15 protein-coding genes and 1 tRNA gene are annotated in these 25,805 nt (G+C 65.0%); 8 read left to right on the plus strand and 8 right to left on the minus strand.

Annotated features, from left to right (window positions below):
• Window positions 1–366: 366 nt before the first annotated feature.
• Window positions 367–1,371: an NAD(+)/NADH kinase gene (locus HCH03_RS15090; protein ID WP_221690145.1), complete on the minus strand. Its 1,005-nt coding sequence runs from the start codon at window positions 1,369–1,371 to the stop codon at window positions 367–369.
• Between the two features lie 66 nt (window positions 1,372–1,437).
• On the opposite strand from HCH03_RS15090, the gene HCH03_RS15095 reads away from it, so the two are divergent.
• Window positions 1,438–3,543, plus strand: coding sequence for a murein biosynthesis integral membrane protein MurJ (locus tag HCH03_RS15095; protein WP_221690146.1), 2,106 nt, complete (start codon window positions 1,438–1,440; stop codon window positions 3,541–3,543).
• A 286-nt stretch (window positions 3,544–3,829) separates the two neighbouring features.
• Here HCH03_RS15095 and HCH03_RS15100 read toward each other — a convergent pair whose 3' ends face one another.
• The 6 genes from HCH03_RS15100 to HCH03_RS15125 form a co-directional block, all read right to left on the minus strand.
• A complete protein-coding gene (locus HCH03_RS15100; RefSeq protein WP_221690147.1) occupies window positions 3,830–5,083 on the minus strand; it encodes a hypothetical protein in 1,254 nt (417 codons plus the stop codon).
• A 487-nt stretch (window positions 5,084–5,570) separates the two neighbouring features.
• On the minus strand, window positions 5,571–5,870 hold the full coding sequence (locus HCH03_RS16895) for an indolepyruvate ferredoxin oxidoreductase subunit alpha (RefSeq protein ID WP_080145055.1): 300 nt from the start codon (window positions 5,868–5,870) through the stop codon (window positions 5,571–5,573).
• 44 nt (window positions 5,871–5,914) lie between these two features.
• Window positions 5,915–6,226: a hypothetical protein gene (locus HCH03_RS15110; protein WP_080145054.1), complete on the minus strand. Its 312-nt coding sequence runs from the start codon at window positions 6,224–6,226 to the stop codon at window positions 5,915–5,917.
• Window positions 6,227–6,383: 157 nt separating this feature from the next.
• The gene (locus tag HCH03_RS15115) at window positions 6,384–9,131 is read right to left on the minus strand and encodes a molybdopterin-containing oxidoreductase family protein (protein WP_221690148.1); all 2,748 of its coding nucleotides are present in this window, start codon (window positions 9,129–9,131) and stop codon (window positions 6,384–6,386) included.
• A 246-nt stretch (window positions 9,132–9,377) separates the two neighbouring features.
• Complete coding sequence (locus HCH03_RS16900) at window positions 9,378–11,825, minus strand: LuxR C-terminal-related transcriptional regulator (RefSeq protein WP_221690149.1); 2,448 nt, start codon at window positions 11,823–11,825, stop codon at window positions 9,378–9,380.
• Between the two features lie 337 nt (window positions 11,826–12,162).
• Window positions 12,163–13,533 carry a trigger factor gene (locus tag HCH03_RS15125; protein ID WP_221690150.1) on the minus strand — a complete coding sequence of 457 codons (1,371 nt, stop codon included), beginning with the start codon at window positions 13,531–13,533 and terminating at the stop codon, window positions 12,163–12,165.
• Window positions 13,534–13,965: 432 nt separating this feature from the next.
• Between HCH03_RS15125 and HCH03_RS16505 the strand changes: the two genes are divergently transcribed.
• Both HCH03_RS16505 and HCH03_RS15135 read left to right on the plus strand, forming a co-directional pair.
• Window positions 13,966–15,276, plus strand: a complete 1,311-nt coding sequence (locus HCH03_RS16505) for an AAA family ATPase (RefSeq protein ID WP_221690151.1) — start codon at window positions 13,966–13,968, stop codon at window positions 15,274–15,276.
• Between the two features lie 3 nt (window positions 15,277–15,279).
• A complete protein-coding gene (locus HCH03_RS15135) occupies window positions 15,280–17,067 on the plus strand; it encodes a hypothetical protein (RefSeq protein ID WP_221690152.1) in 1,788 nt (595 codons plus the stop codon).
• A gap of 51 nt (window positions 17,068–17,118) precedes the next feature.
• Here HCH03_RS15135 and asnB read toward each other — a convergent pair whose 3' ends face one another.
• Entirely contained in the window at window positions 17,119–19,080 is a 1,962-nt protein-coding gene (gene asnB / locus HCH03_RS15140; protein ID WP_221690153.1) for an asparagine synthase (glutamine-hydrolyzing), read from the minus strand.
• Window positions 19,081–20,301: 1,221 nt separating this feature from the next.
• Between asnB and HCH03_RS15145 the strand changes: the two genes are divergently transcribed.
• The 5 genes from HCH03_RS15145 to HCH03_RS15165 all read left to right on the plus strand — a co-directional run bounded on the left by HCH03_RS15145 (window position 20,302) and on the right by HCH03_RS15165 (window position 25,625).
• Window positions 20,302–21,330 carry a hypothetical protein gene (locus HCH03_RS15145; RefSeq protein WP_221690154.1) on the plus strand — a complete coding sequence of 343 codons (1,029 nt, stop codon included), beginning with the start codon at window positions 20,302–20,304 and terminating at the stop codon, window positions 21,328–21,330.
• A 145-nt stretch (window positions 21,331–21,475) separates the two neighbouring features.
• Window positions 21,476–21,550, plus strand: a tRNA-Thr gene (locus HCH03_RS15150).
• Window positions 21,551–21,748: 198 nt separating this feature from the next.
• The gene (locus tag HCH03_RS15155; RefSeq protein WP_221690155.1) at window positions 21,749–23,278 is read left to right on the plus strand and encodes a putative DNA modification/repair radical SAM protein; all 1,530 of its coding nucleotides are present in this window, start codon (window positions 21,749–21,751) and stop codon (window positions 23,276–23,278) included.
• On the plus strand, window positions 23,275–24,213 hold the full coding sequence (locus HCH03_RS15160) for a TIGR03915 family putative DNA repair protein (RefSeq protein WP_221690156.1): 939 nt from the start codon (window positions 23,275–23,277) through the stop codon (window positions 24,211–24,213). The genes HCH03_RS15155 and HCH03_RS15160 overlap by 4 nt, the downstream gene beginning before the upstream one ends.
• Before the next feature lie 281 nt (window positions 24,214–24,494).
• On the plus strand, window positions 24,495–25,625 hold the full coding sequence (locus HCH03_RS15165) for a DUF362 domain-containing protein (RefSeq protein WP_221690157.1): 1,131 nt from the start codon (window positions 24,495–24,497) through the stop codon (window positions 25,623–25,625).
• Window positions 25,626–25,805: the final 180 nt, after the last annotated feature.

The following is a 25,805-nucleotide window of genomic DNA, read 5'->3' on the forward strand; positions in this document are numbered from 1 at the left end:
GAATGAGTATCAGAAGCTCCGGTTGCGGAGGTCTGTTCGACAGATGCCGAATCAGAAGAAGCACTCGAACCCTGGTTCCGCGTGGCATCATCGACGGCGTTTTCGCCGTCCGCTTGATGCGAAGAAACATTCGGTTCGGTGTCGTCTACTGGAAGGCTCTGCATGCTCTGACTGTCTTGCTCGCTCATACGTAATAACTCCTAGAATCTAAGCTCACCAGCCGAAACGGGAGAACTTAGTAAGCTAAGATACGCCATGGGGGTGGGGAAAGTCAACCGAAATCAGCTATACAGATTATTCTATTTTTGGCATAGATGCGGTAACAAATTCCCAGTAAAACGCGCGTATTTAGCGATTTTATGCACTTTAGAAGAACACGCGCGCGGCGTGCTCGTAGAAGCCTTCTCGCTGATAGCGCAGCAGCACCGTGGGGGCGTCTCCCCGCCGGATGTAGACGCGTCGCACGGTGCGGTCGAAAACCAGGAGCTCGCCGTCGACGAACAGCGTGGCCTCGCGCGTCTCGGCGTTGCGGGACAGGTCCATCTCCACCACGTCGTTGGACGCCGTGACGATGGCGCGCGAATGCAGCGTATGCGGCGCGAGCGGCACCACCACGAGGCCCGTGAAGCCCGGCGAGACGAGCGGTCCGCCGGCCGAGAGCGCGTAGGCCGTCGAGCCCGTGGCCGTGGCCACCACCAGGCCGTCGCCGCGCATGTCGGCGATGTGCGCGCCCGACACGCCCAGGCCGAAGTCGATGATGCGCCCATGCGCGCCGCGGGTGACGGCCAGCTCGTTGAGGGCGAAGAACGTGCGGAGCGGGGTGGCCGGGGCGGGGTCGGCTGGCGCCGCGGGGGATCCTTCGACTCCGCGCTGCGCGCTCCGCTCAGGATGACAGAGGGGGTCGTCATGCGCGGGATGACAGGAGGGGTCTGCACCGCGCTCAGGATGACAGTCGCCATCGTCGCCCCAGGGGTCGGGTTCGCCTTCGCATACTACGTCGATCTGCAGGTTCGTGCGCTGCTCGGCCACTACGTCGCCGGCGAGGGCCGCGGCCACCGCCGACACCACGCCCTCCTCGCTCGTGTTCGCCAGAAAGCCCAAGCGGCCGAAGTTCATCCCCAAGATAGGCACGCCCGACGTGCCTATCTGCTGCGCGGTGCGCAGGATGGTGCCGTCGCCGCCCAGCACCACGGCCATCTCCACCTCGGAGGCCAGCGCCGCGTTCAGCTCCTCATGACCGCCCTGGCACGACAGCTCCGACGAGTTGACCAGCGTGTAGTCCGCACCCTGCGTGGCCAGGTACGTGGCCAGCAGCAGCGACGCGTCCACGGCCTTCGAGTTGGAATTATTGCGTACGATGAGGATGTGCATGAAGGTCTTCTTTCCCGGTTTGCTATGATGGGCCATTATATCCGATGCACCGGAAAGCGTCCGTCCATGTCCGACAAGCTCGCACGAGCTCAACATACGCGCGTTGCCGAGCCGACACCAGCCCACACGCCATCTTCCGAGAAGCGCCTCGCGCCCTCGCATGCGCGCGCGGCCGATCCCGGCTCCACGTCGGAGATCCGCGTGGGCGGGCGGCACGCGGGCTTGGACCGCACGGTCATCGCGGCCGCCGTGGCGCAGCAGGTGGTGCCGCGCCCCGAGCCCCGGCTCGACCCTGCCAGCGCGAAGGCCCGCCTGCGAGCCGCCGCTCCGGGCGAGACGTCCGAGATCCGCATAGGCGGAAGCCACGCCGGCGTCGACCGCACCACTCCCCCGCGCGACCCCTTCGAGCCGCAGACGCCCGACCCGCGCACCGCGCGCGAAGCCTCTGCCGTGGCGAGCCGTCGCGCTGAGCGGGCGGCCTTCCCCGGCTCGACCTCCGAGCTTCCCATCGTCAGCAAGCACGCCGGCGTGGACAAGACGGCGCTCGCGCGCACGGCCGACGCCGAGCAAGGCGATGCCGCCGCCGTGGGCTCGTCCGCCGCGCTCATCAGCGTGTGCACCATGGTGTCGCGCGTGCTGGGCTTCGTGCGCACGTGGACGATGGCCTTCGCGCTGGGCTCCACGCTGCTCTCCAGCTCCTACCAGGTGGCCAACAACCTGCCCTCCCAGCTCTACGAGCTGGTGATAGGCGGCATCCTGGTGACGGCGTTTCTGCCGGTGTACCTGTCGGTGAAGAAGAAGCTGGGCCAGCGGGCGGGCAACGAGTACGCCTCCAGCCTGCTCACCATCGTCGTGGTGCTGCTGGGCGTGGTGGCCGCGCTCTGCATCGCGTTCCCGGCGTTCTTCATCTACACGCAAAGCTTCTACTCCGACCAGCGCGAGATGGCGCAATCGGTGTTCTTCTTCCAGTTCTTCGCCATCCAGATCGTGTTCTCGGGCGCCACCGCCATCATATCGGGCCTGCTCAACGCGAACCGCGACTACCTGTGGTCCTCCATTGCGCCCGCGGCCCAAAGCGTCGTGGTCATCGCGTCGTTTTTGCTGTACGCGTTCATGGCGCCGCAGAACCCCGATGCGGCGCTCTACGTCATAGCCATCGGAAACCCGCTGGGCGTGTTCGTGGCGCTGGCCATCCAGCTGCCCGCGCTCAAGCGCAACGGCATCCGGCTGCGGCCGCGCATCAACTTCCGCGACCCGGCGCTGCGCGAGACGCTCTCGCTGGGCGTGCCGGCCCTGTTCGTCATGGTGTGCTCGTTCGTGGTGGTGTCGGTGCAGAACGCGGCGGCGTACAGCTTCGCCGACAACGGGCCGTCCATCCTGCTGTACGCGCGCCAGTGGTTCACGCTGCCCTACTCGTTTTTGGCCGTGCCCATCACCACGGCCATGTTCACCGAGCTGGCCGACATGCAGGCCGAGGGCAACGCCGAGGGCGTGAAGCGCGGCATCGTGAGCGGCACGAACCAGATACTGTTCTTTATGATCCCCTTCGCGCTGTACCTCATGGTGTTCTCGCTGCCGCTCATCACGGTGTTCCGCGCCGGCGCGTTCACTGCGGAGAACGTGGCGTCCATCGCCTCGTACATGAGCGTGCTGGCGTTCGCGCTGCCGGTGTACGGCGTGAACACGTACCTGCAGAAGATATTCTCGAGCCTGCGGAAGATGGGCGTGTTCGCGGCGTTCAACTTTGTGGCCGGCGCGGCGCAGATCGCTCTCACGATGTTCGGCGCGTCGCACGCGGAGAGTTTCCCCATCGAGATCATCGCCGTGGGCGAGGTGCTGTTCTACGTGGTGGCCGACGTGTGCCTGTTCGCGTACCTGCGCCGCCGCCTGGGGCCGTTCGGGCTGCGCTCGACGGCGAAGGCGTTCGTTGTGGCGCTTTTGCTGGGCGGGTTGGGCGCGGCGCTGGGCGGCGGCGTGCTGTACGCCCTGACCACGTTCGTGGCGCCCCTGTCGGGCTCCATCCCGCAGGCGCTGGCCTACGTGGCGGCCGGTGGCGTGGTGTCGCTCGTCGCGACGTTCGGCCTGGCCATGAAGCTGCACGTGCCCGAGGCCGCGTTCGTGAGCTCCATCGCCGGCAAGGTCGCCGGGAAGCTGGGACGTGGGCGGGCGTAACGCGGGGCGGAAGGAACGCGGGGCGGAAGGGACGCCTGCACAGCACATTCACCATATGCTTGACGGCATTACGCTCAACGACTGAACATTTTTGTTCAGTCGTTGAGCATTTTCGATAGAAAGCCTATGGCACCACGCGCACCGCTATCGAGGTTAAAAGCGGCGCATTAAAGGGATTGGGCGATCGCAATGCGTTCGCCAAGCTGTACCCTGACACGCATACCCTCGTAGTGGGCTCCGACGATGCGCCGATCAACGACTTCCTCCTCGGAAAGATTCCCTTGTTCTAGCCCTTTCCCAAGCGTTCGCGCCCGCGGAGCACCAGGGCAGCGATTGCCGCAACCGTTGCCGTTGCAGCAATCGCTTCGGCAACTGCCGGACCTGCAGCATCGCCGGTGGCGGCGAGCTTCGAGGGGGCGGGTATGTACTTCGAGGTTTTCGTTGGCGAAGCGGCGGCGGTGTTGCCGCCCGACGGCTGCGCGGGAGTCGGCGCAGGCTGCGGAGTGGGCTCGGGCAGCTTTTCGAACCGGGCCGCCACCGTGACGCTCTGCGTTATGTACGAGAAGTCGCGGTCCCATCCGGCAAAGCGGTAGCCGTCGGGCGCGGACACGTCGGGCGCGGTGGCCGCGCCGAACAGCGGCACCGTCTCGGTATCGAGCACCCGCCCGTCCCAACCGACAAACGTGACCGCGCGCGTGGCCGTGATGAGGAACGAGCCGTCGTCCTGCAACGTGCCCACGCGCTCGCCGTCTTCCAGGATGGCGGTGTCGCCGCCGTTCACGAACAGGTTGCTCACCGCCAAGAGCTCCGAGAGGCGGGTCGCCCCGAACGGCGCCACGATGGTGTTCGACGTGTATTGGCCGCCCACCGAGTACCCCACTATGCTGAGGGGCGAGCCGAGGGGGATGCGCGAAAGGTCGAGCGTGCCGCCGAAATGCGTGATGGTGCCCAGCGACGAGGCGGGGTCGAGCACGAGCGTTCCGCCCGCCCAGATGGATACGGCAGGCGCGCCGCCTGCGAGCACCACCGTGGCCGACGGGAGCACTTCGAGAGGCTGCTGGACCGTGCCGAGCGTCACCGCGCCCTCCTCGCTCACCCCCGCGCTCCGCGCCATGTTCCACACGCTCACCTCGTTGCCGGGCCCCGCAAGGCGCAACCCCGTGGTTCCCGCCATCTCAAGCGTGCCGATGCGCACGTTCGAGCCGACATCGAGGTAGTTCACACCCGTTCCCACGCTCACGTCGCCCGACGAGCCCGAAGACGGGTCGGCCATGCCGGCGATGGTCACGCCGTTGGCCGTGACCGACAGCGTCGAGCCGTCCCACGCATACGCGTCGGTCGGCCCTTCCACGTCGAAAGGCCCCGCCGGAGCCGCCAGCGCCCGCCCCGGAGCGATGGCGCACAGCGCGACGAGAGCCGCGCAAACGAGGCTTGCGAGAGCGAGCGGGCGCACGGACGCACGCGGCACGGCCGCTTTCGGGCATCGGGGCGGAACGACGGTTTCGGCGGAATCGGCGGGCAAGGCAGAACGGGCGGACATGATGAAGCTCCTATCGCATCGGTTTGATGCGACGAGCCTATCACCGGCGCGCGTTCGCCCAGGCGTTCCGTTACCGACCTTCACCCAACGGTAGCGGCGCCGTTGACGCAGCGAACGCGCTGCGGAGGACCCGACGCTGCCGCTTACTTTCGGAAGGAAGCTTCGGAGGATTTCGGTGTGCTGGAAGCACCAGGCGCGCCGGGAGCTTTGGGGGCATCAGGCGTACCGGGGGCGCCAGGCGCGCCGGGAGCCTTGGGGGTGCCAGGCGCGCCGGGAGCACCGGGAGCGCTTGGGCTACCCGCACCTTCGGGATTGTTGACTACCGGGGTCGATGGTCTGAAGCACATGGGAAAACCTCCTTATGAAATGAAAGCCGCCTATCCTAGCCGCTTTCCCTATTCGAAATTGTAGGAGCCGATTCCGCGCAGGACATGACCCTGCCTGCGCGATTTATCCCACCCTCTCACCCGGTTAGCAAGGGGGTGATTCAAGGGGTGGTACGACGTTGGCCAGGGGCGATAACGGGTGCCGTACGAGGAGAAAGCGCTCCTTGCGCGAGTTCCTCCACCATATGGACGGCGTTGGCGGGACAGGTGCGCAAGCACGCTCCGCACCCGCCGCAAACCAAGGCATCGTCCACATACGCTCGGCGCGCGTTCGCGTCATAGCCGATCACGTTGCCCAAGGGGCAGCCGCGCATGCAAAGCTTGCAGCCCACGCACAGATGCGCGTCTATCGAGACGCGTTTTCGCGAAGTGAAATGGGTTCTGAGAGGTCCGTAAGCCATGCGTCCATCCAGTCCGAAGGCAAGCCCGCGCCGCAAGGCGGTGCTCAGCCGTCCCCCAGCACACTCGCCTCCTGCGCCTCGCGTTCTTTGTCACGCTTCGAGTTGATGAAGTACAGCACGATATCGGTCCCCACGAAGCAGAGGTTGATCACGTAGAACACCACCACGTAGCTCAAGGACGTAGCCGTGAATTTCGAGGTGATCCCGCACAGGTAGGCGCAAAACGATATGCTCAGGAACAGCAGGCTCTTGCCTTTTGCCGTTCTCGAGCGGATCGATTTCACGATGGAGGAAGGCCAGGCGATCCCGAAGCCCACCAGAAACAGCATTTCGAAGAACTGCGACCAGAACGTCATAAAACGATTCCCCTCCCGCCACACATCCGCGCTCGACCCGTACCGCGCACTCTCTTCCGCTGCCCCGTCGAGGGGGCGCCAGCATCGGCTGCCGCCCCCTCGGTTGTTCATGCCGCACGTTGCGGGGAGGTGTCATCTGCCCCGTGCCGACAGCCCGCTACTTGCCGAGCGTGTCGTACGTGCATGTGGGATGCTGGCCCGGATCGGCGTTCTCCCAGTCGATCCGCTTGATCTCACGGCAGCCCAGCTTGTCGTACTGATCGTTGAAGTAGGTGTCGCCCTCGATGAACTGGTCGCCCGTCACTGTCACGTCCGTGCGGTCGGCAGGATCGATGCACGGGTAGATGCGGCAGAGCAGGCCGCGGTTCGTCCATGTTCCCGTGGCTTCGTCGGAACCCCTGACCGTGCCATCCACCAGGCAGCCGACGTTGGAGATGAACGCGCCCTGGTTCCACGGCTCCTCTGCCGGAAGCTCCGGATACCACCACGAGGGCATGGCCTGCACGGTACCCTTGATGATGGCCTGGTCGACATGGGCAACCTGCTTGATGCGCCCGCGCTCGTTCTCGATCCACACCCAGTCGCCGTCGCGCACGCCGCAGGCACGGGCGTCCTCGCGATGCATGTAAACGCTGGGATACGGGAAGATGGAGCGGGTGCCCTGGCCGGGAACGCGGTTCTCGGAGTGGTACAGAACCGAGACGCGACCGCCGGTGGTCAGGCGCAGCGGGTACTTCTTGGCAAGCTCGGGATTCGAGAGCGGCGTCTCGGGCAGCTCGCGGTAGTACGGAAGCGCGCTGTAGTCCAGATCTTCCATGAGCGTGGGGTAGATCTCGGCCTTGCGGGTGGGCGTCGCGAAACCCTTGGTCTGTCCGTTCGGCAGCGTCTCGGCGTACTTGAAGGACCGAGTGGGCCCGGGGAACCAAGTGCCCTGCTCGCATAGCGTGGTGTAGTCGACGTCGACTCCGCGCGAGATGCGGTGCTTGATGACGTCCTCGTAGGTCTCCCACGGCCAAGCCTCGGCCTGGCCCATGCGGATACCCAAACCGCGGAAGAAATCGTAGTCCATAACGCGGTCGCCCACCGGCTTGGAGCCGCGGTCGCCGCAAACCACGAAGTCGTTGGAGTCCTCGGCGGTGGTGAAGCACGGGCGCTCGAGGGAGTCGCAGCCGGGGATGATGTAGTCGGCCATAGCCGCGGCAGGGGTCTTCCAGTACTCGACCGAGACGATAAGCTCCAGGTTGTTCTTCATGATCTTGTACAGGCGCTGCGGGTCGGGCGCCCAGGCGAACGGGTTGGAGGACCACATGATCATGGCCTTGATGGGATAGGGATCGCCGAACTCCATGGCGTCGTACACCAGCACCGGCGAGCACAGCAGCTGGTGCAGCATAGGGCGCGGGACGCCGAACATCTTCATGTAGGCGTCGTAGATCGGCTCGTAGCCCTTCCAGCTCATGGCGCGGAACTGGTCGTAGCCGATGTACTTCTTGCGGATCTCCGGCGTGACGAGCTCGGACATCTCCATCTCGGCGTCGCGGTACGGGAACGGCTTGGAGCCGTCGGCCTGCACGACGCCGGGCTCGCCCACATATTCGCCGCCCGGCTTGTCGATGTAGTTGCAGATGATGCGCAGGATGGTCTTGGTGATGCACAGGCGCGAGGCGTTCGGGCCGGCCTGGTCGCCGCCGCCGAGGCCCCAGGTGATGAACGCGTTACCGTTGGTGGCGTACACGCGGGCGGAATCGGCGATCTTGTTCTCGGGGATGCCGGTGACGGGAGCCGCCCACTGCGGGCTGTAAGGCTCGGCCATCTCCTTGATGGCATCCCAGGCGGTGTAGCACTCGACCGAGGAGCCGTCGAGCAGCGAGATGGTATGGGTGCCGCTCAGAGCCGGGTCGACGTCGCCGTCGGCGAACCACTCGTTCTTGTCGGAGTTCCACAGCAAGATGTCGTTGGCAAGGTTGTCCCACACCACGAAGTCGGAGTGCGCGGCTCCCTCTTTAACCTGGTCGGCGCGGATGGTGTGCTTGGTCTTCTTGTCCAACAGGAACGGGCCGTTCGACCACCACTTGATGAACTCCTCGTCATACCACTCGTTCTCGATGACCTCGTGCAGCCAAGCCAGGGCGAGCGCATGGTCGGTGCCGGGGTAGATGGGCATCCAGATGTCGGCCAGCAGGGCCTGCGTGGTGCAATACGGGTCGATGACGATCATCTTCGGCTTCTTGCCGGGGCGGTCCATAGCAGCAAGATACTGGCGCCACATGGGGCTTTGCGGGCCGTATTTCTCGGAAGCCGAAAGGCCCCATACCACGAACGTGTCGGATTGGTCGATGCCCACCGGCGAGATGGCCTCGATAGGCCAGCCCACCATGGCCATGTTCAGCGTGTAGTTCCAGCACCAGCAGATGGTACCGGGGTCGATGACGTTGCCCGGGTTGCCGAGGTTGTTGAAGAAGCGGGTGCGCGCCCACAGGTGGTCGGAGCGGTACGTTCCCTCGGAAGAGACCAGCGTCTCGGGACCGTACTTGTCGATCAGCGCCTGCAGCTTGTCGGCGATCTCGTCCATCGCCTTCTCGTAGGGGATCTCCTCCCACTTGTCCTCGCCGCGCTCGCCGGCGCGCTTCAGAACATGGTTGATGCGCTTAGGGTGGTAGTGCATCTGGATGGCCTTCTGGCCGCGCTCGCCCATGCGGTCGCACAACACCGTGCCCTCTTTCCAGTTGCCGCGAATCTCCACCACGCGGTCGGTCTTGGTGTCGACGCCGATGACGATGCCGCAGTTCATATGGCAGTAGAAGCAGCGGGAATACGTCCACTGGACGCCGGTCTCGTCGATGTACTTGTTCGGCATGTCGGCGGGAAGCTTGACCTCGACCCGTTCGGTCTTCTTAAGTTCCATTGCAGCCCCTCTCGAATGGTCTGTGCGGGGCATCCTCCCAGCCCCGCGAAAGTCGCATGCGGGCAAGCCCGGGTTTCGCTCGCATGCCGTTGAGGTCATTCTATTGAGGGCGGGGGCGGCGAACATGATGCGCCCAAGGTGGTTTCCCCAGCCTATTCTCGGGATGGAGGCTAGGATGAGAAGCAGGGTGAGGCGGGGACGTGCGCTCGCGCCCGCCGATGACAACAGAGGCGAGCCGATGCGCGGCTACTCGTCCTCGCCGTCGTGGACGATGGAGAATGCGTCGATGCGGTTAGTGACCCCCAGCTTGCTATAGATGCCTCCCACGTGGCTTTTCACCGTGTTCAGCGACACGGTGAGCACCTCGGCGATCTCCCGTCGGGAAAGGCCCGCGTCAAGAAGCTCCAGCACCTCGCACTCGCGCTCGGTCAAGCCGAAGCGGGCCATGGGGTTCGTCGTGCGCTCCAGCACCGTCTCCTCGGCTTCATTGGCCCCGAAGCGGTGCAGCACCGCCTTGGCAAGCTGGCGAGCCTGTCCGCCGGACTTGCGCACATCCACGATCTCGTGAAGCAGCGCGCGGATTTTTCCGCCGGAACGCAAGAAGGGGCCGACCACCTGCTGGCCGGCTTGCAGCCTGAGCGCACGGTTGAGGTACATGAGGGCATCGGAACGCCTTCCCCGGGCCGCCAAGCGCTCGGCCGCCCGGAGGGAAAGCTCGAGTTCGCGCAAGCCGAGTCCCGCATCGCATGCGCGCTCGACGGACGGCAAGATGTCGTCGGGATCGCCGACGCTTCCCGAAGCATCGTCGACTGCGGCCCTGGCAGCCAAACCAGCCAGCTCGAAATCTATATCGCCCCGACCAATGCCCGCCTCAAGGCGCTTCGCCGCCGCATCAGCCTCGGGAACGTATCCCATGGCCAACGCTACCTGGACCTGCCTGACATACACGAGCAGGTTGATGCTGCGCGGCACGCCTGCCGTGCCCATCTGCAGCGCCGTCTTCGTTATCAGGTTGAAAGCCTGGGCGTGCTTCCCCACCGCCGCGTAGTAATGGGCGCGCTCGGCCTCGGCCTCGTAGAGCATATCCACGTTGCGAGACGTTGACACGATACGGTGGGCGCGTTCGACGCACTCGCGCGCCTCTTCCAGCCGGTCCATCTCCACGCACAGGTATCCCTTGGAGGCAAGCAGCGACCCGTACGGGATAACGGTATCGGGGCATTCGGCGAGCGCCTTTTCGCACAGTTCGAGGGCCTCCTTCAGTTCTCCCTGCGCGATGCGCAGGGAGATGATGCCCATACGGCACATGGCGAGGTAAAAGTCGGACTTGCCCAGCTCGGCCATGACCTCTGCCTGCAGATAGTTCTTCAGCGCCTCGTCGAACCGGCCCCTCCGCACATATGATTCCGCCAGGGAGTGCAGCAACAGGCAACGCTGAGGAAGAGAGAGCTCTTCCTCGTGAGAGTGCAGGATGGCCTCGCTTTTGACCATGGCTTCATCATGGAGGCAGTCCATTTCAAGGCATTTTGCCCGAAACAGGTCCACCACGATCGAAGCATCGGGTCCATCCTGGCCGAGTTCGCGAGCGGCGGCGCGCTCGAACACCTCGATCCAACGCAAGCCCTCGTCCGTTCGGGCGCAGATGACATACCCCCAGGCCGCATGGAGCGCCAATTGGGGTGACTCGGTGAACCGAGCTGCCGGAATGCGGCTGATCCATTCGGAGTAGGTCACGCCGGCGCGCTGCGACTCGTATCCCGATGCTTGGGCCAGGTTCTCGATGAAGTTGGAATCCGACGCCATCAGCAAGTACTTCGCCGCCTCGGAGGTCATCCGGTGCGCTTCGTACCAATCGCTTGCCGTCCGGCACAACTCGAGCAGACGGTCGGCGTCCATCTGACCCTGTTTCATGCGCAGCCATCGGCGAAACAGCGGATGGAACTCGAACCAGCCCGCCTCGTTGGCGCACGGACTGAGAAAGCACCCCCGTAGGCGCAAATCGCGCAGGACGAACTTGGAGTCGGTGCGCGAGGTGAGCGCATTGCACAAATCGGCGCACACCGTATCGGTCAGCGCCACTTCGATTACGAACTGCGCCAGATCTTCGGGCAGCTCATCCAATACGCTGCTGCGGAAAAAGCGGTTGAGCATCTGCCCGAGCGCACGCTCGTCCACCGTTGCGGAGCAGTCGATCGACCCGCGGACAAGCGCGTCGGCATACGTGCGAACGCCGAGCGACCAGCCGTTCGTTATGTTCCACAGATCAGCCGCAAGCGCCTTCAAATCCTGCGCATCCAGCTTGATGGGCGTTTCGGACACGTAGGAGACCTGCGGCGATGTCTGGATGTCCATGGCCTGCTTCAAAATGGCTTCCACCTCGTCCTGGGTGAAGTTGAGCTTGTCCGAGGGGAACATGCGCACCTCGTCGCGAAAAGCCAAGTCGATGTACTCCCACAGCAGATAGTTGCCCGAAGCTACCACGTGCACCGTTTCAGGGAAATAGCGCGCCGCCGAATTGAGAAATTCCGCAATGGCATCGGGGGTGGCCCTATGCAGGTCGTCGACGAACAAAACCACGTCCACCCTCACATCGGAAGCGCGTTCGAGCAAGAAGTTGCTGAGCGCAACCGAATAGTAGGTGGGGTTTTCCCGGTAAAGCCGGGCCAGCTCGACCGTATCGAGCTCGGGCCACACCGTGTGCAGGGCGGCAAGCACATGGCGCGCCAACCTATCGCGGTCGTCGGCTTCGTCCACTGACAGCCAGGCCGTTCGCCAATGCTCGGGATCGTCGCCGAGGCGCCGGTACGCTTCTGCCAGAAAGCCGCTTCTTGCCGACCCCGCCGGAGCCTCGACCGTCACGATCTTGCCGCTCAAGCACTCGATCAGGCTTTGCAGCGCGCCATCTCGGTCGATGGAGAGGGACGAGCGACGAGGCGCGGTGATCTTCGCCAATGCAACATCGTGCGAAACCTTCATAGGTATGCCTGCCGCCATGGCCCTGCCTCCTTGTCAACTCGCGCGTCACCGGTACCTACCCCGCTATTATGCTACCTTTCCCTACCGTCGGCGCTGTCCCCGCCGACATCTGCAGAGAAGCATCTTCAACCAGCGTGGCGCACGCCACGAGGTCCTCGCTTGCCTTGAGGCGCAAGGCCCCCTCGCGCGCCAGGTAAAGATAGCCGCCGCTTTCAACCTCTTCGCGCATCCGAGCGCCCTGGCCCTGCGCCGAAGATGAGAAGAACGCATCGATATCGGCGTCGGTTACTTCAAGGCCGCGGTGCCTGGCCCATGCGTCGAGCGCAGCCCCCTGGCGCAGCTGAGCGCGTGCCTGCATGAGCACCATCATACGGTACTCTTCTTCGCTCGAGCCTTGCGCGTTCAGAAGCTCGCCTACCGTCGTGCGCTCGGCGCGCGCCTGCTCGTACAGCGAGTCCATCATCTGATCAGCCACGGCATCATAGGCCGCATCGGCAACGTAGCCCTCGATGCGCTTGGCGAGTTCGCCCGCCGCCATGAAGTTGCGGTAATGGCGCATCTGCTCCGCCTTTTGCCGCTCGAGCTCTCTGCGGGACCGCTCCCGCAGGTCGGCCACGCTGTTGGCGCCGGGAATGTTTTGGAAAACGAAGTCGTCGGTCAGCGTGCAGGCTACTTCGCGCATGATAGCCTCCACTTTCACCTCCGCGCAGATGGAGTGCCCCGAGAGCGTCCCGTCGAGCTCCTCGCGCGTCGGCAGCAGGAAATCGACGTGCACCATGCTGCCCACCGGGACATTGGCAAGCGCCTCGTCAAAGCCTTCCGGCATCTGCCCCGAACCTGCCCGGTACAAACGGTTGGTGAAGCACAGCTGCTCGAAGCGCTCGCCATCTTTCAGGCAGTCCATCGATATCTGCACCACATCGCCCTCGGCAACCTGGGTGCGGCCTTCGTCGCACTCGACGCTGGTGTAAGACTGCGCGACCTCTTCCATCCGCGCATCGATTTCGGCCTCGCTCACCGAAATGGGCGGAACCGCCAGCTCAAGGGGCTCATAGGAGGAAAGCGTCACGGCGCCGAGACGCGTCCACGTTGCCTCGAAGACCAAATCCCTCTCGTCGTCCAGGCTGCGCTCGGCATCGAAGACCGGCGCGCCCACCACCGAGTAGTCTTCGCTTTCTGACGACAAGGCGAACGGCGCGACGAAGCTCTTCATGGTTTGCGCCACCATCGCCGCCGCCTCGGATTCGCCGAGCGCGCTATCGAGCAGTTCGCGCGCCGTCTCGTCGCCGTCCAGATCGATGCCGTTTCGCTGGGCCACTACCAAGCAGGCGCCGCGCTCGAGCGATTCAAGCTCGCTTGCAGCCACGCACACCGTCAGCGTTACCGACTCGTCTTCAACGCGCCTGTCTTCAACCCGGATATCCATGCTTCCATCCTCCTTGTGCGCCGTCATGTCGTCACCGCCAGCCATCCCCGCAGTGCGTTCTCGACGATAGTGAACCCATCTCACCCCTCCGTACAGCTACTACCCGGGTGGTTTACCAGGGTGACAGATAGGGTGAGAAGCGTCGTTTGCTCGTGGCCCTCCTTTTCGCATCGTCTGCGGCAAGGCCGCTTAGCCTGATCATGGCTATCTCGCCCTGCGTTTCACCCCGCCATTTCGCCCTCCCGAGCGCATGAAGTCGCCCCGGGTGGGCGCTAGGGTGAAAGCAACAGCCATACCGATCAGGAAACGAGGGAGACCATGTGGTTTGAAAACCTCGCCACGTACTACATTCCCGCCTTGCAGTCGTACGGAATCACCGTCCCCCAAGACGGAGAAGGGCGCTTCACGCTTTTCGAAGAAGACGGAACCATCGTGTCCGAAGTGCGCAAGCAGATAATCCCGCTCGGCGAAGAGGGCCTGATCCCCCAAAAGCTCATGCAGGATGCGGTTATGCAATACCTCGACTACCAGCAGCAGGAAGACGACATCGTGGCCACCTACGCGCTCGCGGAGCTCTACGAACGCCAGCTTAATGCGCATCTGGCTTTATGGCAGACGATGGTCGACGCCGCCAAAGCCGGCCGCATCTTCACCGACGTCGAGCTGGCCTGCTATGAAAAGGACATCTCCCGCGCGCGCAAAAACCTGAAAGCCGCGCGCGGCAACGCACGAGCCGACATAGCCGAGCGCGCCCAAGCGCTGCATGACCGCGAGACGATACGGCGCTACGGCCTGCTGTTCGACCGCGAGATGATACAGGACATCGACACGTTAGTCGGCAACGCTCTCTCGGCGCGCCCCACCCTTCTCGTGGGCGACAAGGGCATCGCGAAAACCCAGATGGCGAAGTTCGTCATGCGCCTGTATGGCACCGAGCCGCTTATCGTCTCAGTCAAGGGCGACATGATGAGCGACGAGCTGATGGGAAAGATGGTTCACGATGCCGTTCGGAACACGTTCGTGTTCGAGGAAGGCCCCCTTCCCCGAGCCATGCGCGCTGGCGTTCCGCTGTTGCTCGACGAAATCAACTTCGGCGATCAGGCGATCATCGCGCGCTTGCAAGACGTTCTGCTCAAGCGCCCCGGCGAATCGGTATTCTTGCAGGAAGAGGGCATCGATCTGGTGGTGCAGCCAGGATTCACCGTGTTCGCCACCGCTAACGAAGCATCGGCGCGTTACCGACAACGCGAGGTCCTCGACCCCGCCATCCGCGACCGTTTCGAAGTCATCGAGCGAACCTACCCCGATCTCGACCACGATCCCCTGCGCCATCCCAGCCCCTCCCTGATGCGGCTCGCCCTCTGCGAGGCGGTTGACGCCGATGGTGTTTTCAGTCGCCACCTCGACCGTGACCTGTTGGACGCCTTGGTTCATCTTGCCACCTTGACCGAGCACCTCTACGCCGTGCCGGCAAAAGACGCGGCCATCTCGCTCGAGAACGACCAGGCAGCCAGCATTGTGCGCGAGGACACCGCCCCTTTGCTGACCGACTGCATCACGCCGCGCGCCCTCAACCGCGCCGTCCAAGACAGCGCGGGAGGAAACCTGCCCGGGCGCCACCTCGACCTCTACCTCATCGACAAGCTGTTGCGCACCCTTGACCAAGCAGGGTCAAGCCGCAACGCCAGCCTTGCGCGACAAGCCGCTTTGCTGGTGGGCATTGACCTCGGTCCGGTTGGCTAAGCCATGATCGCTCGCATCGAGCAGGTGAAACGCACGGTCGAACGCGTAGCGGCCGTCAGTGGGCTCCGCATCGCCGCGGTCTGCGTGGGCGCCGAGGTTAGAACCGGATGCCGGCTTACCCGCAGCGGCATCGATCTGCTGGTGAACCATGAGCTCAACGAGGACATCGCCGCGCGCGAGCGCTATGGCGTGCGCGGTGCCATCACCCTCGACGAAGTCGACACCATGGTTGCCTGCTTCGTGGCGACCCGCGCGCAGGACTTCCTGCTCGACGACTGGTGCCAGCGCTTCGACTACCGGAACGACCTGTCGCGCCCCGCGCAACGCTATCTGCAAACGTGCGTCGACGACATGGCGGCGTATGCGCGCATGATCAGTCGCGTTCCCTTTGCCAAACAGCACTTCGAAGCGTATCTCTCGCGCATGGCGGCCCACGTGATGGCGAGCGAGCCCTTGCATATCCAGCTTATGCGCGCCCTGCGCCTCTATCTTTTCGAAGACCGGCCCAACGTGGTCGTTTCGCCGCTCGTCGTCGAATGCCTGGGCACCACTTCCGCTATGAACCCGTGCCTAGCCCCACTCAAACGCCTCTTGTTCGACGAGAGCCTACCCTACCGTGCCCGCCACACCCAGGCGGCGAGCCTGATAACGCCGCTGCTCGCACGCATGATCAAGTTTGATGAGGAGGCGTTGAGTTTTTACGACCTGATGCACCTCTACGATAACGAGCAATCCTACGGCGCTTCCAAAGATGCCGCCAACGACGAAAACGCGCTGCGCCAAGAGGCCGAGACGAACGCGCGCGCCCAGGCTTTGCTCGCTACCGTGAACGAAAGTACTATCGACCAGCTGATCGCCGACAACAACGAAACACCCGTGGAAGCGGACAAAACGCCCAGTCTCAACCTGCCCAGCGTGTCCCCCGAACTCAAAGCCATGGCGTTTCATGACGGCGGCCGAGCATCCTACGAGCACACGGCGCAGCGATGGCGCGACACCATCGAACGCATCGCCAACGTTCTGGTGCGCATAGCGACGCCGCAGGAGCGGTTGAGCGTTTTTCGCTATCGCGCTCGGCTTGCCCGCAGCGGCACCCGCATGCATCCCAGCACGCTCGTGCAAGCCCACCTCCAACTCCAGTCCGGTTGCGAGAATGCGATTTGGCAGAAACGACAGCGGCGCAGCCGCCTGCAGAACCTGCAGTTTCGCGGCATGGACCTCTACGTGCTGCTTGACGTGAGCATCTCCATGACGGGGGAAAATGCCAGCAGCGCCGGCGCTATGGCGGTTTGCCTTATCGAGGGCATCGATCGGGCAATACAGCTTGCCTCGCACGATCAACGACAAGGATCGGTGGACATACGCACCCAATTGCTTGCCTTCGGCGAAGGCTGGGCCGAGCTGACGCCTCTGGAACTCACTCATGCTTACGAGCGCAAGCGCTATGCCTTCGAGCAGGTCAACAACCCTACCAGCGAGCAAACCTTGGTCACCGCCGCACTCAGGCAGGTGCAGATCCGCGCCGTTGCCGAACCGGCTCGCGACGTCGTATGCCTGGTGGTGAGCGACGGCCTGTTTGCCGATGGCTTGCAGGCTAGAAAATGCGCTATGAGTCTGCCGTCGAACGTTTACCTCACGCACATCAACATCGGCGAATTCAACGGACTGCCCCTGACGAGTAACTTCGAAACGATCCAGGACCCGGCCCTGCTCCCAGAAAAGCTGCACCTCGTCTTGGCTCGACAGCTCGATCGCCGCACCGACTCTCCCGACGCTGCGCGGCGCGCCTAACCGCACGCCGGCCGAGCGCCTTCAAACAACCGCGATTCCGAGGGGGGGGGGTTACGCCACCTGCGTCTTTGGGGCCAGCTGCTTGCTGGACTCGCCGAAGAACACCTCGTACCAGCACAGGAAGCAGTAGATGTTCCAGATGCGCATCATCTTGAGCTTGCCGCGGCCCTCCACCGTGCTGAAGTCGGCCGACTTGTGGTCGTCGAGCATCTGCACGAGGTAGTCCACGTTGAAGAACTCGTGCGCGGCCTCGCTCGTGAACGCCTCCTTGATGCGGTCGTAGTACAGGTCGGTCTGCAGCCACACCGTGAGCGGCGTGATGAACGGCTGCTTCGGCATGTTCGCCACCTTCTTCTGGAAGCCCAGCTTGCTGGCGGCCACGCGCAGCGCGTACTTCGCGTGGTCGTCGTCCACGCGGCAGGCGGTGGGCAGCTGCAGCGCCACGTCGAGCACCTTCTTGTCCAAGAACGGCACGCGCAGCTCGAGCGACTGCGACATGGACATCTTGTCGGCCTTCAGGCAGATGTCGAACGGCATGTAGCTGACCATGTCCACGTACTGCGTCTGCGTGATGATGTCGATGTCCTGCTTGGCGGCTTCGTCGAAATGCGGCTTGCACCACTCCCACGGCTTGCAGGGGCCCGCGTAGTCGCGCAGCACGTTGGGGATCTCGTCCCACATGTAGTTCATGCTCGCGCGCTGGTAGCTCTTCTCCGGGCCGCCCGAGCCGCGCATGGCGAAACGGCGCCCGTGGAACGGCGGCATTTTCTCGGCGATGGCGCCCGCGGCGGCGCGCAGGGGGCGCGGCACCTTGAAGTACTTCCCGAACTCGAACTGGTCGTGGTAGATCCAGTAGCCGCCGAACAGCTCGTCGGCGCCCTCGCCCGACTGCACCACCTTCACCTGCTCGCGCGCCAAGCGACTCACGAAGAAGAGCGGGATGGCGGAGGGCGCGCCCAGCGGCTCGTCCATGTGGTACTGCTCGGTGGGCACGATGTCCAGGAATTCCTTCGCATCCACCTGCACCTGGTAGTTCGGCAGGTTCGCCCACTTCGCGAACTCGGTGGCGTCCTCCAGCTCGTTCAGCTTGATCTCGAAGTCCGACTGCGCGGCGATCTGGGCCAGCTTGTCCTCGCAGCCGATGTCGTAGCCCACCGAGAACGTCTTGATGTCGGGCGCGTGCTGGCCCATGCAGTACGCGGCCAACGAGCTGTCGATGCCGCCCGACAGGAAGCTGCCGATCTCCACGTCGGCGATCTCGTGCGCCGCCACGGACTCGTCGAACACGCGGTTGATCTCGTCGGCCCACTCGTCGAGCGACTTCGACTCGTCGATCTTGTACGTGATGCGGTAGTAGCACTCGGTGCGCAGCTCACCGTCCTCGAACACCATGAAGTGGCCGGGCAGCAGCTTGTGCACGTCCTTGAACATGGTCTGCGAGTCGTTCATGTACTCGAAGCACAGGTACTGCGGCAGCATCTCGCGGTTGAGCTCCTTCTTGAACGCCGGATGCGCCAGGAACGCCTTGATCTCGCTGCCGTAGATCAGGCGGCCGCCGTCGTGCTGGTAGTAGAGGGGCTTGATGCCGAACAGGTCGCGCGCGCACACGAGGCGCTTCTTCGGCGCGTCCCAGATGGCGATGGCGAACATGCCGCGCAGCTTCTCGAACACGCCCTCGCCCCACGCCTCGTAGCCGTGCACGACGGTCTCGGTGTCGCCGTTCGTGACGAACTCGTAGCCCAGCGCCTCCAGCTCGGCGCGCAGCTCCTGGAAGTTGTAGATCTCGCCGTTGAACGTGACGGTGACGGTGCCGCTCGCGTTCTGCATGGGCTGGCGCGAGCCCTCGAGGTCGATGATGCTCAGGCGGCGAAAGCCCATGGCGATGCCGTCGTCCACGAAAAAGCCCTCGTCGTCGGGCCCGCGATGGGCGATGCGGTCGGCCATGTCCTTGACGATCGCCCTGTTGGCGTCGGCGTCGTAATCAACGGTGGTGAATCCCACGAATCCGCACATGTGATTGGCTCCTCCTGCGTGCGTGCCCGCGCGAGCCGCGCGGCACCTGCGTCCATATCCTTCGGTATGATACGCCACCGCCGCGCAATCCCCAAGAACGGCGATGGAAACCCCATCACTCCTGCGAAAAGCGCGAGCGAGCGCAGGCTTGCCGGCCCTCATCGTTTTTCCGCACGTCACCTCGATGCTTTCAAATTGATAACCGTGCATGTAATATTATCTGATAGGACATCGAAACAGCAAATTAGAGACCGTAACCGTCGAATCCGCAATCCGACAACACGACGAGAGGCAAGCTCCATGGACCACGAGGACGATATTACTCGCAACGACATTCCGCACGTCGAAGAGTTGAAAACGGCTATCCTTGCCGAACTCGGCAGCAGACGCGCACGCTCGTTCGAAGCCGTTCAAAAGGACACGGCATCGAGACTGAGCCTCTCGCCCGAGCAGCGAGCGTACAGGATCAAGGGGACCGCAGGGAGCTCCTGTTCGCCCACGAGGCTTCGGGGCGCCGCGTCTGCACGCGGGCCCCGACCCGCCTCGAAGCGCGCCCCCTTTTCAGCCGCGTCGGCAGGCGGACCGTCGGAGAAGGGTGCGGCTGCGCGTCGACGGCGGCTCAACGGCGGAGACTGGGCCTGCGGTGCAAAAATCACCGACGTCCCCGTTGCTTCGACTCGCAGCGCGGTCGTCGCGTCCAAGCCGGATTCCGCGAGCTGGGGAAACGCCGCGGTTGAGCGCAGGGCGCGCGGCCGAGGGGGCTTTTCGGGCTCGCGCCAAGGGGGACGTCGGTGATTTTTGCGCAGAAACCGATCGATCCGCCGTTTAACCGCCATCGACACGCGCCCGGCTGGGTGCATGTCGATGGCGGTTAAACATAGAGTGCCGAGGCTTCGCAAAATCTCCGCTGGAAGCGCCGATGCTTGTTTGCTTGCGGGCATTGGTGATCGGAAGCGGGCCGGATAACGGGCTTCCTTCGTTATCGCAGGGGCCCTTCGCGAAGGACGATCAGCTTTGCGGAGGGTTGACTGGTCTTGGCAATGTCGCGGCAGCACCATCATGTCAACGCCGGAAGCGCATGGGCGCTCATGCGGCACCCCCCCCCCCGCTCGGACAGCAAGCGCCGTCCGAGGCAACGGAGCGCGCATGGTACTATAGCGGGAGCCCCTGTACGGCCCTGCGATCGTGGGAGCCGCGAAGATCGAGCGAAGGAGCCCGCCCATGAACGCCGCCTTGCCGAACCCCTCCTCGCCCGCCGGATCAAAGGCGGCGCGGCTCGCCCTGCCGCTCGCCGTCTGCCTGGCGTTGTACGGCATCGACCTCGCCTGCATGGCCGCCGTTCCGGATGCGGGGCGCGCTTTCGCAGCGGGCGTCGCCGTGCCGTTCGACCTCATGGTGTGCGTGCCGTTGGCGTTCTACCTGCTGGTCGTTCGCAGAAACGGGCTGTCGCCGCTGTTCGTGCTGCCCGCCATCGGCTTGGGCGGCCTCGTTTCGGCGCAGTTCGCGCCTGCGGGGCAGTTCTCGTTGCACGTGCCGCTCGCCGCGCTGGCCGTGGCCGTGGACCTGACGATAGGCATCCGCGAGGGACGACGGCTCGCGCGGAGCTTCCGTGCGGCGCGCCGGGCATCCGACGAGCCGCTCGAGTGGTTCGAGCGCCCCTTCCTCGAACTCGTGCGTCACAAGGGCGCGGCCCATGCGTGCGCGACGGAGCTTTCCATTTGGTACTACGCGCTGTTCTCGTGGCGGCGCGCGCCGATCGTCCCCGCAGGAAGCCGCGCGTTCTCCTACCACCGGAAAAGCGGGTACCTGGCCCTTGTCGGCGTGATCGCGGCGCTGCTACCCATCGAGGCGGCCGCCGTTCACCTGCTCGTCGCCCAATGGAGCGAGGCGGCGGCTATCGCGCTCACGGCGCTCACGGCGTACACGCTCGCGTGGATCGTCGGCGACGCTCGGGCCGTCGTGCTGAACCCGCTGCTCGTGGACGACGACACGCTGCGGGTGAAATGGGGATCCCACTTCCGCCTGGACGTTCCGCTCGACCTGATGGAGAGCGTGGGGGCCGGCGAGCCCGCCCTGCCGAAGCGCGAGCGCGTGAACATGGCGGCCCTGGGCGCGGCGCCGTGCTGGATCGTGCTGTCCGAGCCCGTGCAGGCGCGCGGCCTTTTGGGCAAGCCCCGCCCCGTGCGCGCGGTTTGCGTGTCGCCCGACGACGCGGTCGCGTTCAGGCGTGCCGTTTTGCGCGAGGGGTGACGGCCCCTCCCCGCCCCTGCGCGCGGAAGGATCTCGTTCGACCGCGCGCGGGCCACGACGCGCCTTGGCGCAGGTTCGCTGATCCGCATCGGGCTTCCCTAAACGAAGTCGATGACGTACAATACGCAGACGCGAACGATAGCGTGCCAGTGTGGCGCAATGGTAGCGCAACAGTTTTGTAAACTGTGGGTTGCAGGTTCGAGTCCTGTCACTGGCTCCACGAAACCGCAGGCCAGGCATTACGAGTGCCTGGCTTTTTTCATGCCGGAAGCGGAATCGCGCTCGGCCGCCCTCCGGGTTTCGAGATCCAGCCGATCTTCCATCGCCTTGTTCTGTTGATTGACAACGAACGCCCGTTTGCCTATTATAAGCGAACGGATATTCTGGCGAACATTTGATCTGGCGAACGGGCGTGCGCATGGAACTGATCGACAAACTGGAAGTGCTTGCCGATGCGGCGAAATACGACGTGGCCTGCACGTCGTCGGGCATCGACCGCGACGCGCAGAAGGGCAAGCTGGGCAACACGATGGCGGCGGGCTGCTGCCACAGCTTCGCGGCGGACGGGCGCTGCATCACGTTGCTGAAGGTGCTCATGACCAACGTGTGCGTCTACGACTGCGCCTACTGCGTCAACCGCTGCTCCAACGAGATGAAGCGCGCGGCCTTCACGCCCCGCGAGCTGGCCGACCTCACCATCGCGTTCTACCGCCGCAACTACATCGAGGGGTTGTTCCTCAGCTCGGGCGTCATCAAGAACCCCGACTACACCACCGAGCTCATGATCCAAACGCTGTCGCTTCTGCGCAACGAGCACGGCTTCCGCGGCTACATCCACGCCAAGGCCGTACCCGGCACCTCCCCCGAGCTCGTGGACGAGCTGGGGCATTTGGCCGACCGCATGAGCGTGAACATGGAACTTCCCTCGCAGAAGAGCTTGGCGCTGCTCGCGCCTGAAAAGGACAAGCAGCGCATCCTCGCGCCCATGCGCCAGATACGCGACAACATCGCCGTCGACAAGGACACGCGCGCGCTCGTGCGCAAGCAGACCACGTACATGAAGCAGGTGCGGCCGAAGAAGAAGGAGCGGGCCTTCGTGCCGGCCGGGCAGTCCACGCAGATGATCGTGGGAGCCTCGCCCGAGAGCGACTTCCAGATACTCAACCTGTCGGCCGCGCTCTACCGCACGCTATCGCTCAAGCGCGTGTTCTTCAGCGCCTACACGCCCGTGAACGACGACGCGCGCCTGCCCGGCACCGACGCCGTGCAGCTCAACCGCGAGCATCGACTCTACCAAGCCGATTGGCTGCTGCGCTTCTACCGCTTCGACGTCGCCGAGATCATCGACGAGGAGCACCCCTTCCTCGACCCCGAGGTCGACCCGAAGGCGAACTGGGCGCTCAACCATTTGGACTTCTTCCCCGTCGAGGTGAACAAGGCGCCGCTCGAGGCGCTGTTGCGCGTGCCGGGCATCGGCGTGAAGGGAGCGCACTCCATCGTGCGGGCGCGCCGCACCACCGCGCTCGGCGAGCGCGAGCTGCGCCGTTTGGGCGTAGCCTACAAGCGCGCCCGCTTCTTCATCACGTGCAACGGGAAATACGCGGGCCAGGGCGCGGACTTCTCCCGCGAGGGGCTGCGGGCGCACTTGGCCGCGCCCACCAAGGGCGGCAACCACGGACGCCGGGCGGACAAGACCTGCCCCGGCCAGATGAGCCTGTTCGAAAGCGTGGAAACGCCCGAGAAGGCCCGCATCGCAGGCGGCGGAGCCGGAGGCGGGCGTTCCCTGTGCGATGCGGATCGCGCGCGGCTTGCCGACGGGATCGACGGTCGCGAAGGCGCGTCGGCCGCCCCCGCCCAGAGGCGTGCCGGAGGAACGGGGCGCCCGGCCGCCGACGGGGTCTTCGGCTGGCAGCGCGCCCTCGAGCAGCCCGAGGCAGTGCCCGCATGAGCGGCGTCGCGCCCGAAGAGCCGCTTTCCGACGTGGCCTACGCCTACGACGGATCGCTGGAGGGCCTGCTCTCGGCCGTGTTCGAGGCGTACGCCCGCCGCGAGGACCCGCAGGACGTCGCTCCGGAGGCGATCCTCCAGCCGCGCCTGGGGCAGACGGTGCGCTTCGTCGAGACGGACGTGGAGCGCGCCGTGCGCGTGCAGCGCGGCATCAAGCGGGCCTGCGGAGCCGCAGCCTACGACGCCGTCATGCGCGCCTCGCTCTCCGACGATCCGGACGCGGGCACCGTCGTGTACCGCTTCGTGCGCTACGCCATGGCGGCCAACCGCCCGCACGACTGCTCCGGGTGCCGCAAACGCGGCTCGTGCAGCGGCCCCATGGGGTCGAGCCGCCCCACCGACGCCATCGGGTGCTCGGGCAAGGCGAGCAAAAGCGTGCTCAACGACCTCGCCCACCCCGCCGTGGAGCCCCTGCACCGCCTGGTGCGCGCCGTGGGCAACGAACGCCACCACATGGTGCAGTTCCTGCGTTTCGAGCATTTGGAGAACGGCGTGTGGCTCGCGCTCTGCAACCCCTCCGCCTCCGTGGTGCCCCTGCTCATGGATTGGTTCGCCGGGCGCTTCAACACGCAGCCGTTCATCATCTACGACGAGGTGCACCGCCTGGCGGGCGTGTACGAGGGGCGCGACTGGTACCTCGTGCGCACCGACGAGCTGAACGTGCCCGACCGTGCCGCCGACGAGCGGCTCATGCAGGCGGCTTGGAAGCGCTTCTACCGCACCGTGGCCGTGGAGGCGCGCTACAACCCCGAGCTGCGCCGCCAGTTCATGCCCAAGCGCCTGTGGAAGAACATCCTGGAGATGCACGAGGACCTGCCCGGCGCCGAGCTCGCTCGCGGCGAGGGCGCGCCCGCCGAGCGCCTCTGGCGCGGGTAGCCGCGTTCCGCCCGACGCCACCACCCGCCGAGTGCCTCTGGCGCGGCAGAGCCGGCTTATGCGCGAAAACTTCCACCCCGTCCGCTTTCGCACCCGCACGCGCGGCGAAGGCCGGAAGCCGAAGGACCCGCAGAGACTCCCCACCGCTCCGGGCGAGCGCGGCGGAAGGCGTCCGTATTTCACAATTCTCTCGGCCTGGGGTGCGTTCGAGCCGTTATCATAGCGGGAAGGGCAACGCAGGCGAGAGCGCCGCGCGGGCGGCGGAGAAGGAGGCTTCCATCATGGAACCGGCAAAGGTGTACTTCACGGACTTCCGCACCGAGGCGTTCGGCGACGGGCTGCCCACGAAGCTGAAGAAGCTCATCAAGCGCGCGGGCATCGCCGACTTGGACCTCGACGGCAAGTTCGTGGCCGTCAAGCTGCACTTCGGCGAGCTGGGCAACATCAGCTACCTGCGCCCGAACTACGCCCGCGCCGTCGTGGACGTGGTGAAGGAACTGGGCGGCAAGCCGTTCCTCACCGACTGCAACACCATGTACCCCGGCAGCCGCAAGAACGCGCTGGAGCATTTGGAGTGCGCGTGGCAGAACGGCTTCACGCCGCTCACCGCGGGCTGCCCCATCCTCATCGGCGACGGCCTGAAGGGCACCGACGACGTGGAGGTGCCGGTGGCGGGCGGCGAGTACGTGAAGGCGGCGAAGATCGGCCGCGCCGTCATGGACGCCGACGCGTTTATCAGCCTCACGCACTTCAAGGGCCACGAGCTCACCGGGTTCGGCGGCGCCATCAAGAACATCGGCATGGGCTGCGGCTCGCGCGCCGGCAAGACCGAGCAGCACAGCAACGGCCGGCCCACGATCGACGCGGAGAAGTGCCGCGGCTGCAAGAAGTGCCTGCCCCAGTGCGCGAACGGCGGCCTGGTGTTCGACGAGGCCGCGCGCAAGATGACCGTGGACGCCGAGCACTGCGTGGGCTGCGGGCGCTGCCTGGGCGCCTGCAACTTCGACGCCATCGACTTCGCGCAGGACGCCGCCAACGCCGACCTCAACCGCCGCATGGCCGAGTACGCGAAGGCCGTCGTGGACGGCCGCCCGCAGTTCCACGTGTCGCTCGTGGTGGACGTGTCGCCCCACTGCGACTGCCACGCCGAGAACGACGCGCCCATCCTGCCGAACCTGGGCATGTTCGCCTCCGTCGACCCGCTCGCCCTCGACCAGGCGTGCGTCGACGCCTGCCTGGCCGCCTCCCCCCTGCCCGGCAGCAAGCTCTCCGACAACCTGGCCAGCCCCGGTTTCCAAGCCGCCGGCGACCACTTCACGAACTCCACCCCCGAATCGGAATGGCGCACCTGCCTGGAGCACGCCGAGAAGATAGGCCTGGGCACGCGCGAATACAAGCTGATCACGGTGTAGGAGGACGAGCCCGCGAGAAGCGCGAAAACGGCCATTCGGGTTGCCCTAGGGGCGCTCTCCAGAGCGACCGTTCGCGCGAAGCGCGAAAACAGCCGCCCAGGTCGGCGTAGTAAGTCAGCGAGGCCCGCCCTCGTGCCCGAGATCGTGGGGATCGCGCGGGCGACGCGTACTTCGGTACGC

It is taken from the genome of Gordonibacter massiliensis (ex Traore et al. 2017), assembly GCF_019731765.1.
In the GTDB taxonomy this organism is placed as follows: domain Bacteria; phylum Actinomycetota; class Coriobacteriia; order Coriobacteriales; family Eggerthellaceae; genus Gordonibacter; species Gordonibacter massiliensis.

What these genes read in the sequence shown, in the direction of transcription:
- asnB (WP_221690153.1), bottom strand. Translation starts at nt 19,080, where the DNA reads ATGTGCGGATTCGTGGGATTCACCACCGTTGATTACGACGCCGACGCC.
- HCH03_RS15160 (WP_221690156.1), top strand. Translation starts at nt 23,275, where the DNA reads ATGAGCGGCGTCGCGCCCGAAGAGCCGCTTTCCGACGTGGCCTACGCC.
- HCH03_RS15110 (WP_080145054.1), bottom strand. Translation starts at nt 6,226, where the DNA reads ATGACGTTCTGGTCGCAGTTCTTCGAAATGCTGTTTCTGGTGGGCTTC.
- HCH03_RS15125 (WP_221690150.1), bottom strand. Translation starts at nt 13,533, where the DNA reads ATGGATATCCGGGTTGAAGACAGGCGCGTTGAAGACGAGTCGGTAACG.
- HCH03_RS15155 (WP_221690155.1), top strand. Translation starts at nt 21,749, where the DNA reads ATGGAACTGATCGACAAACTGGAAGTGCTTGCCGATGCGGCGAAATAC.
- HCH03_RS15165 (WP_221690157.1), top strand. Translation starts at nt 24,495, where the DNA reads ATGGAACCGGCAAAGGTGTACTTCACGGACTTCCGCACCGAGGCGTTC.
- HCH03_RS15100 (WP_221690147.1), bottom strand. Translation starts at nt 5,083, where the DNA reads ATGTCCGCCCGTTCTGCCTTGCCCGCCGATTCCGCCGAAACCGTCGTT.
- HCH03_RS15145 (WP_221690154.1), top strand. Translation starts at nt 20,302, where the DNA reads ATGAACGCCGCCTTGCCGAACCCCTCCTCGCCCGCCGGATCAAAGGCG.
- HCH03_RS16895 (WP_080145055.1), bottom strand. Translation starts at nt 5,870, where the DNA reads ATGGCTTACGGACCTCTCAGAACCCATTTCACTTCGCGAAAACGCGTC.
- HCH03_RS15090 (WP_221690145.1), bottom strand. Translation starts at nt 1,371, where the DNA reads ATGCACATCCTCATCGTACGCAATAATTCCAACTCGAAGGCCGTGGAC.
- HCH03_RS15095 (WP_221690146.1), top strand. Translation starts at nt 1,438, where the DNA reads ATGTCCGACAAGCTCGCACGAGCTCAACATACGCGCGTTGCCGAGCCG.
- HCH03_RS15115 (WP_221690148.1), bottom strand. Translation starts at nt 9,131, where the DNA reads ATGGAACTTAAGAAGACCGAACGGGTCGAGGTCAAGCTTCCCGCCGAC.
- HCH03_RS15135 (WP_221690152.1), top strand. Translation starts at nt 15,280, where the DNA reads ATGATCGCTCGCATCGAGCAGGTGAAACGCACGGTCGAACGCGTAGCG.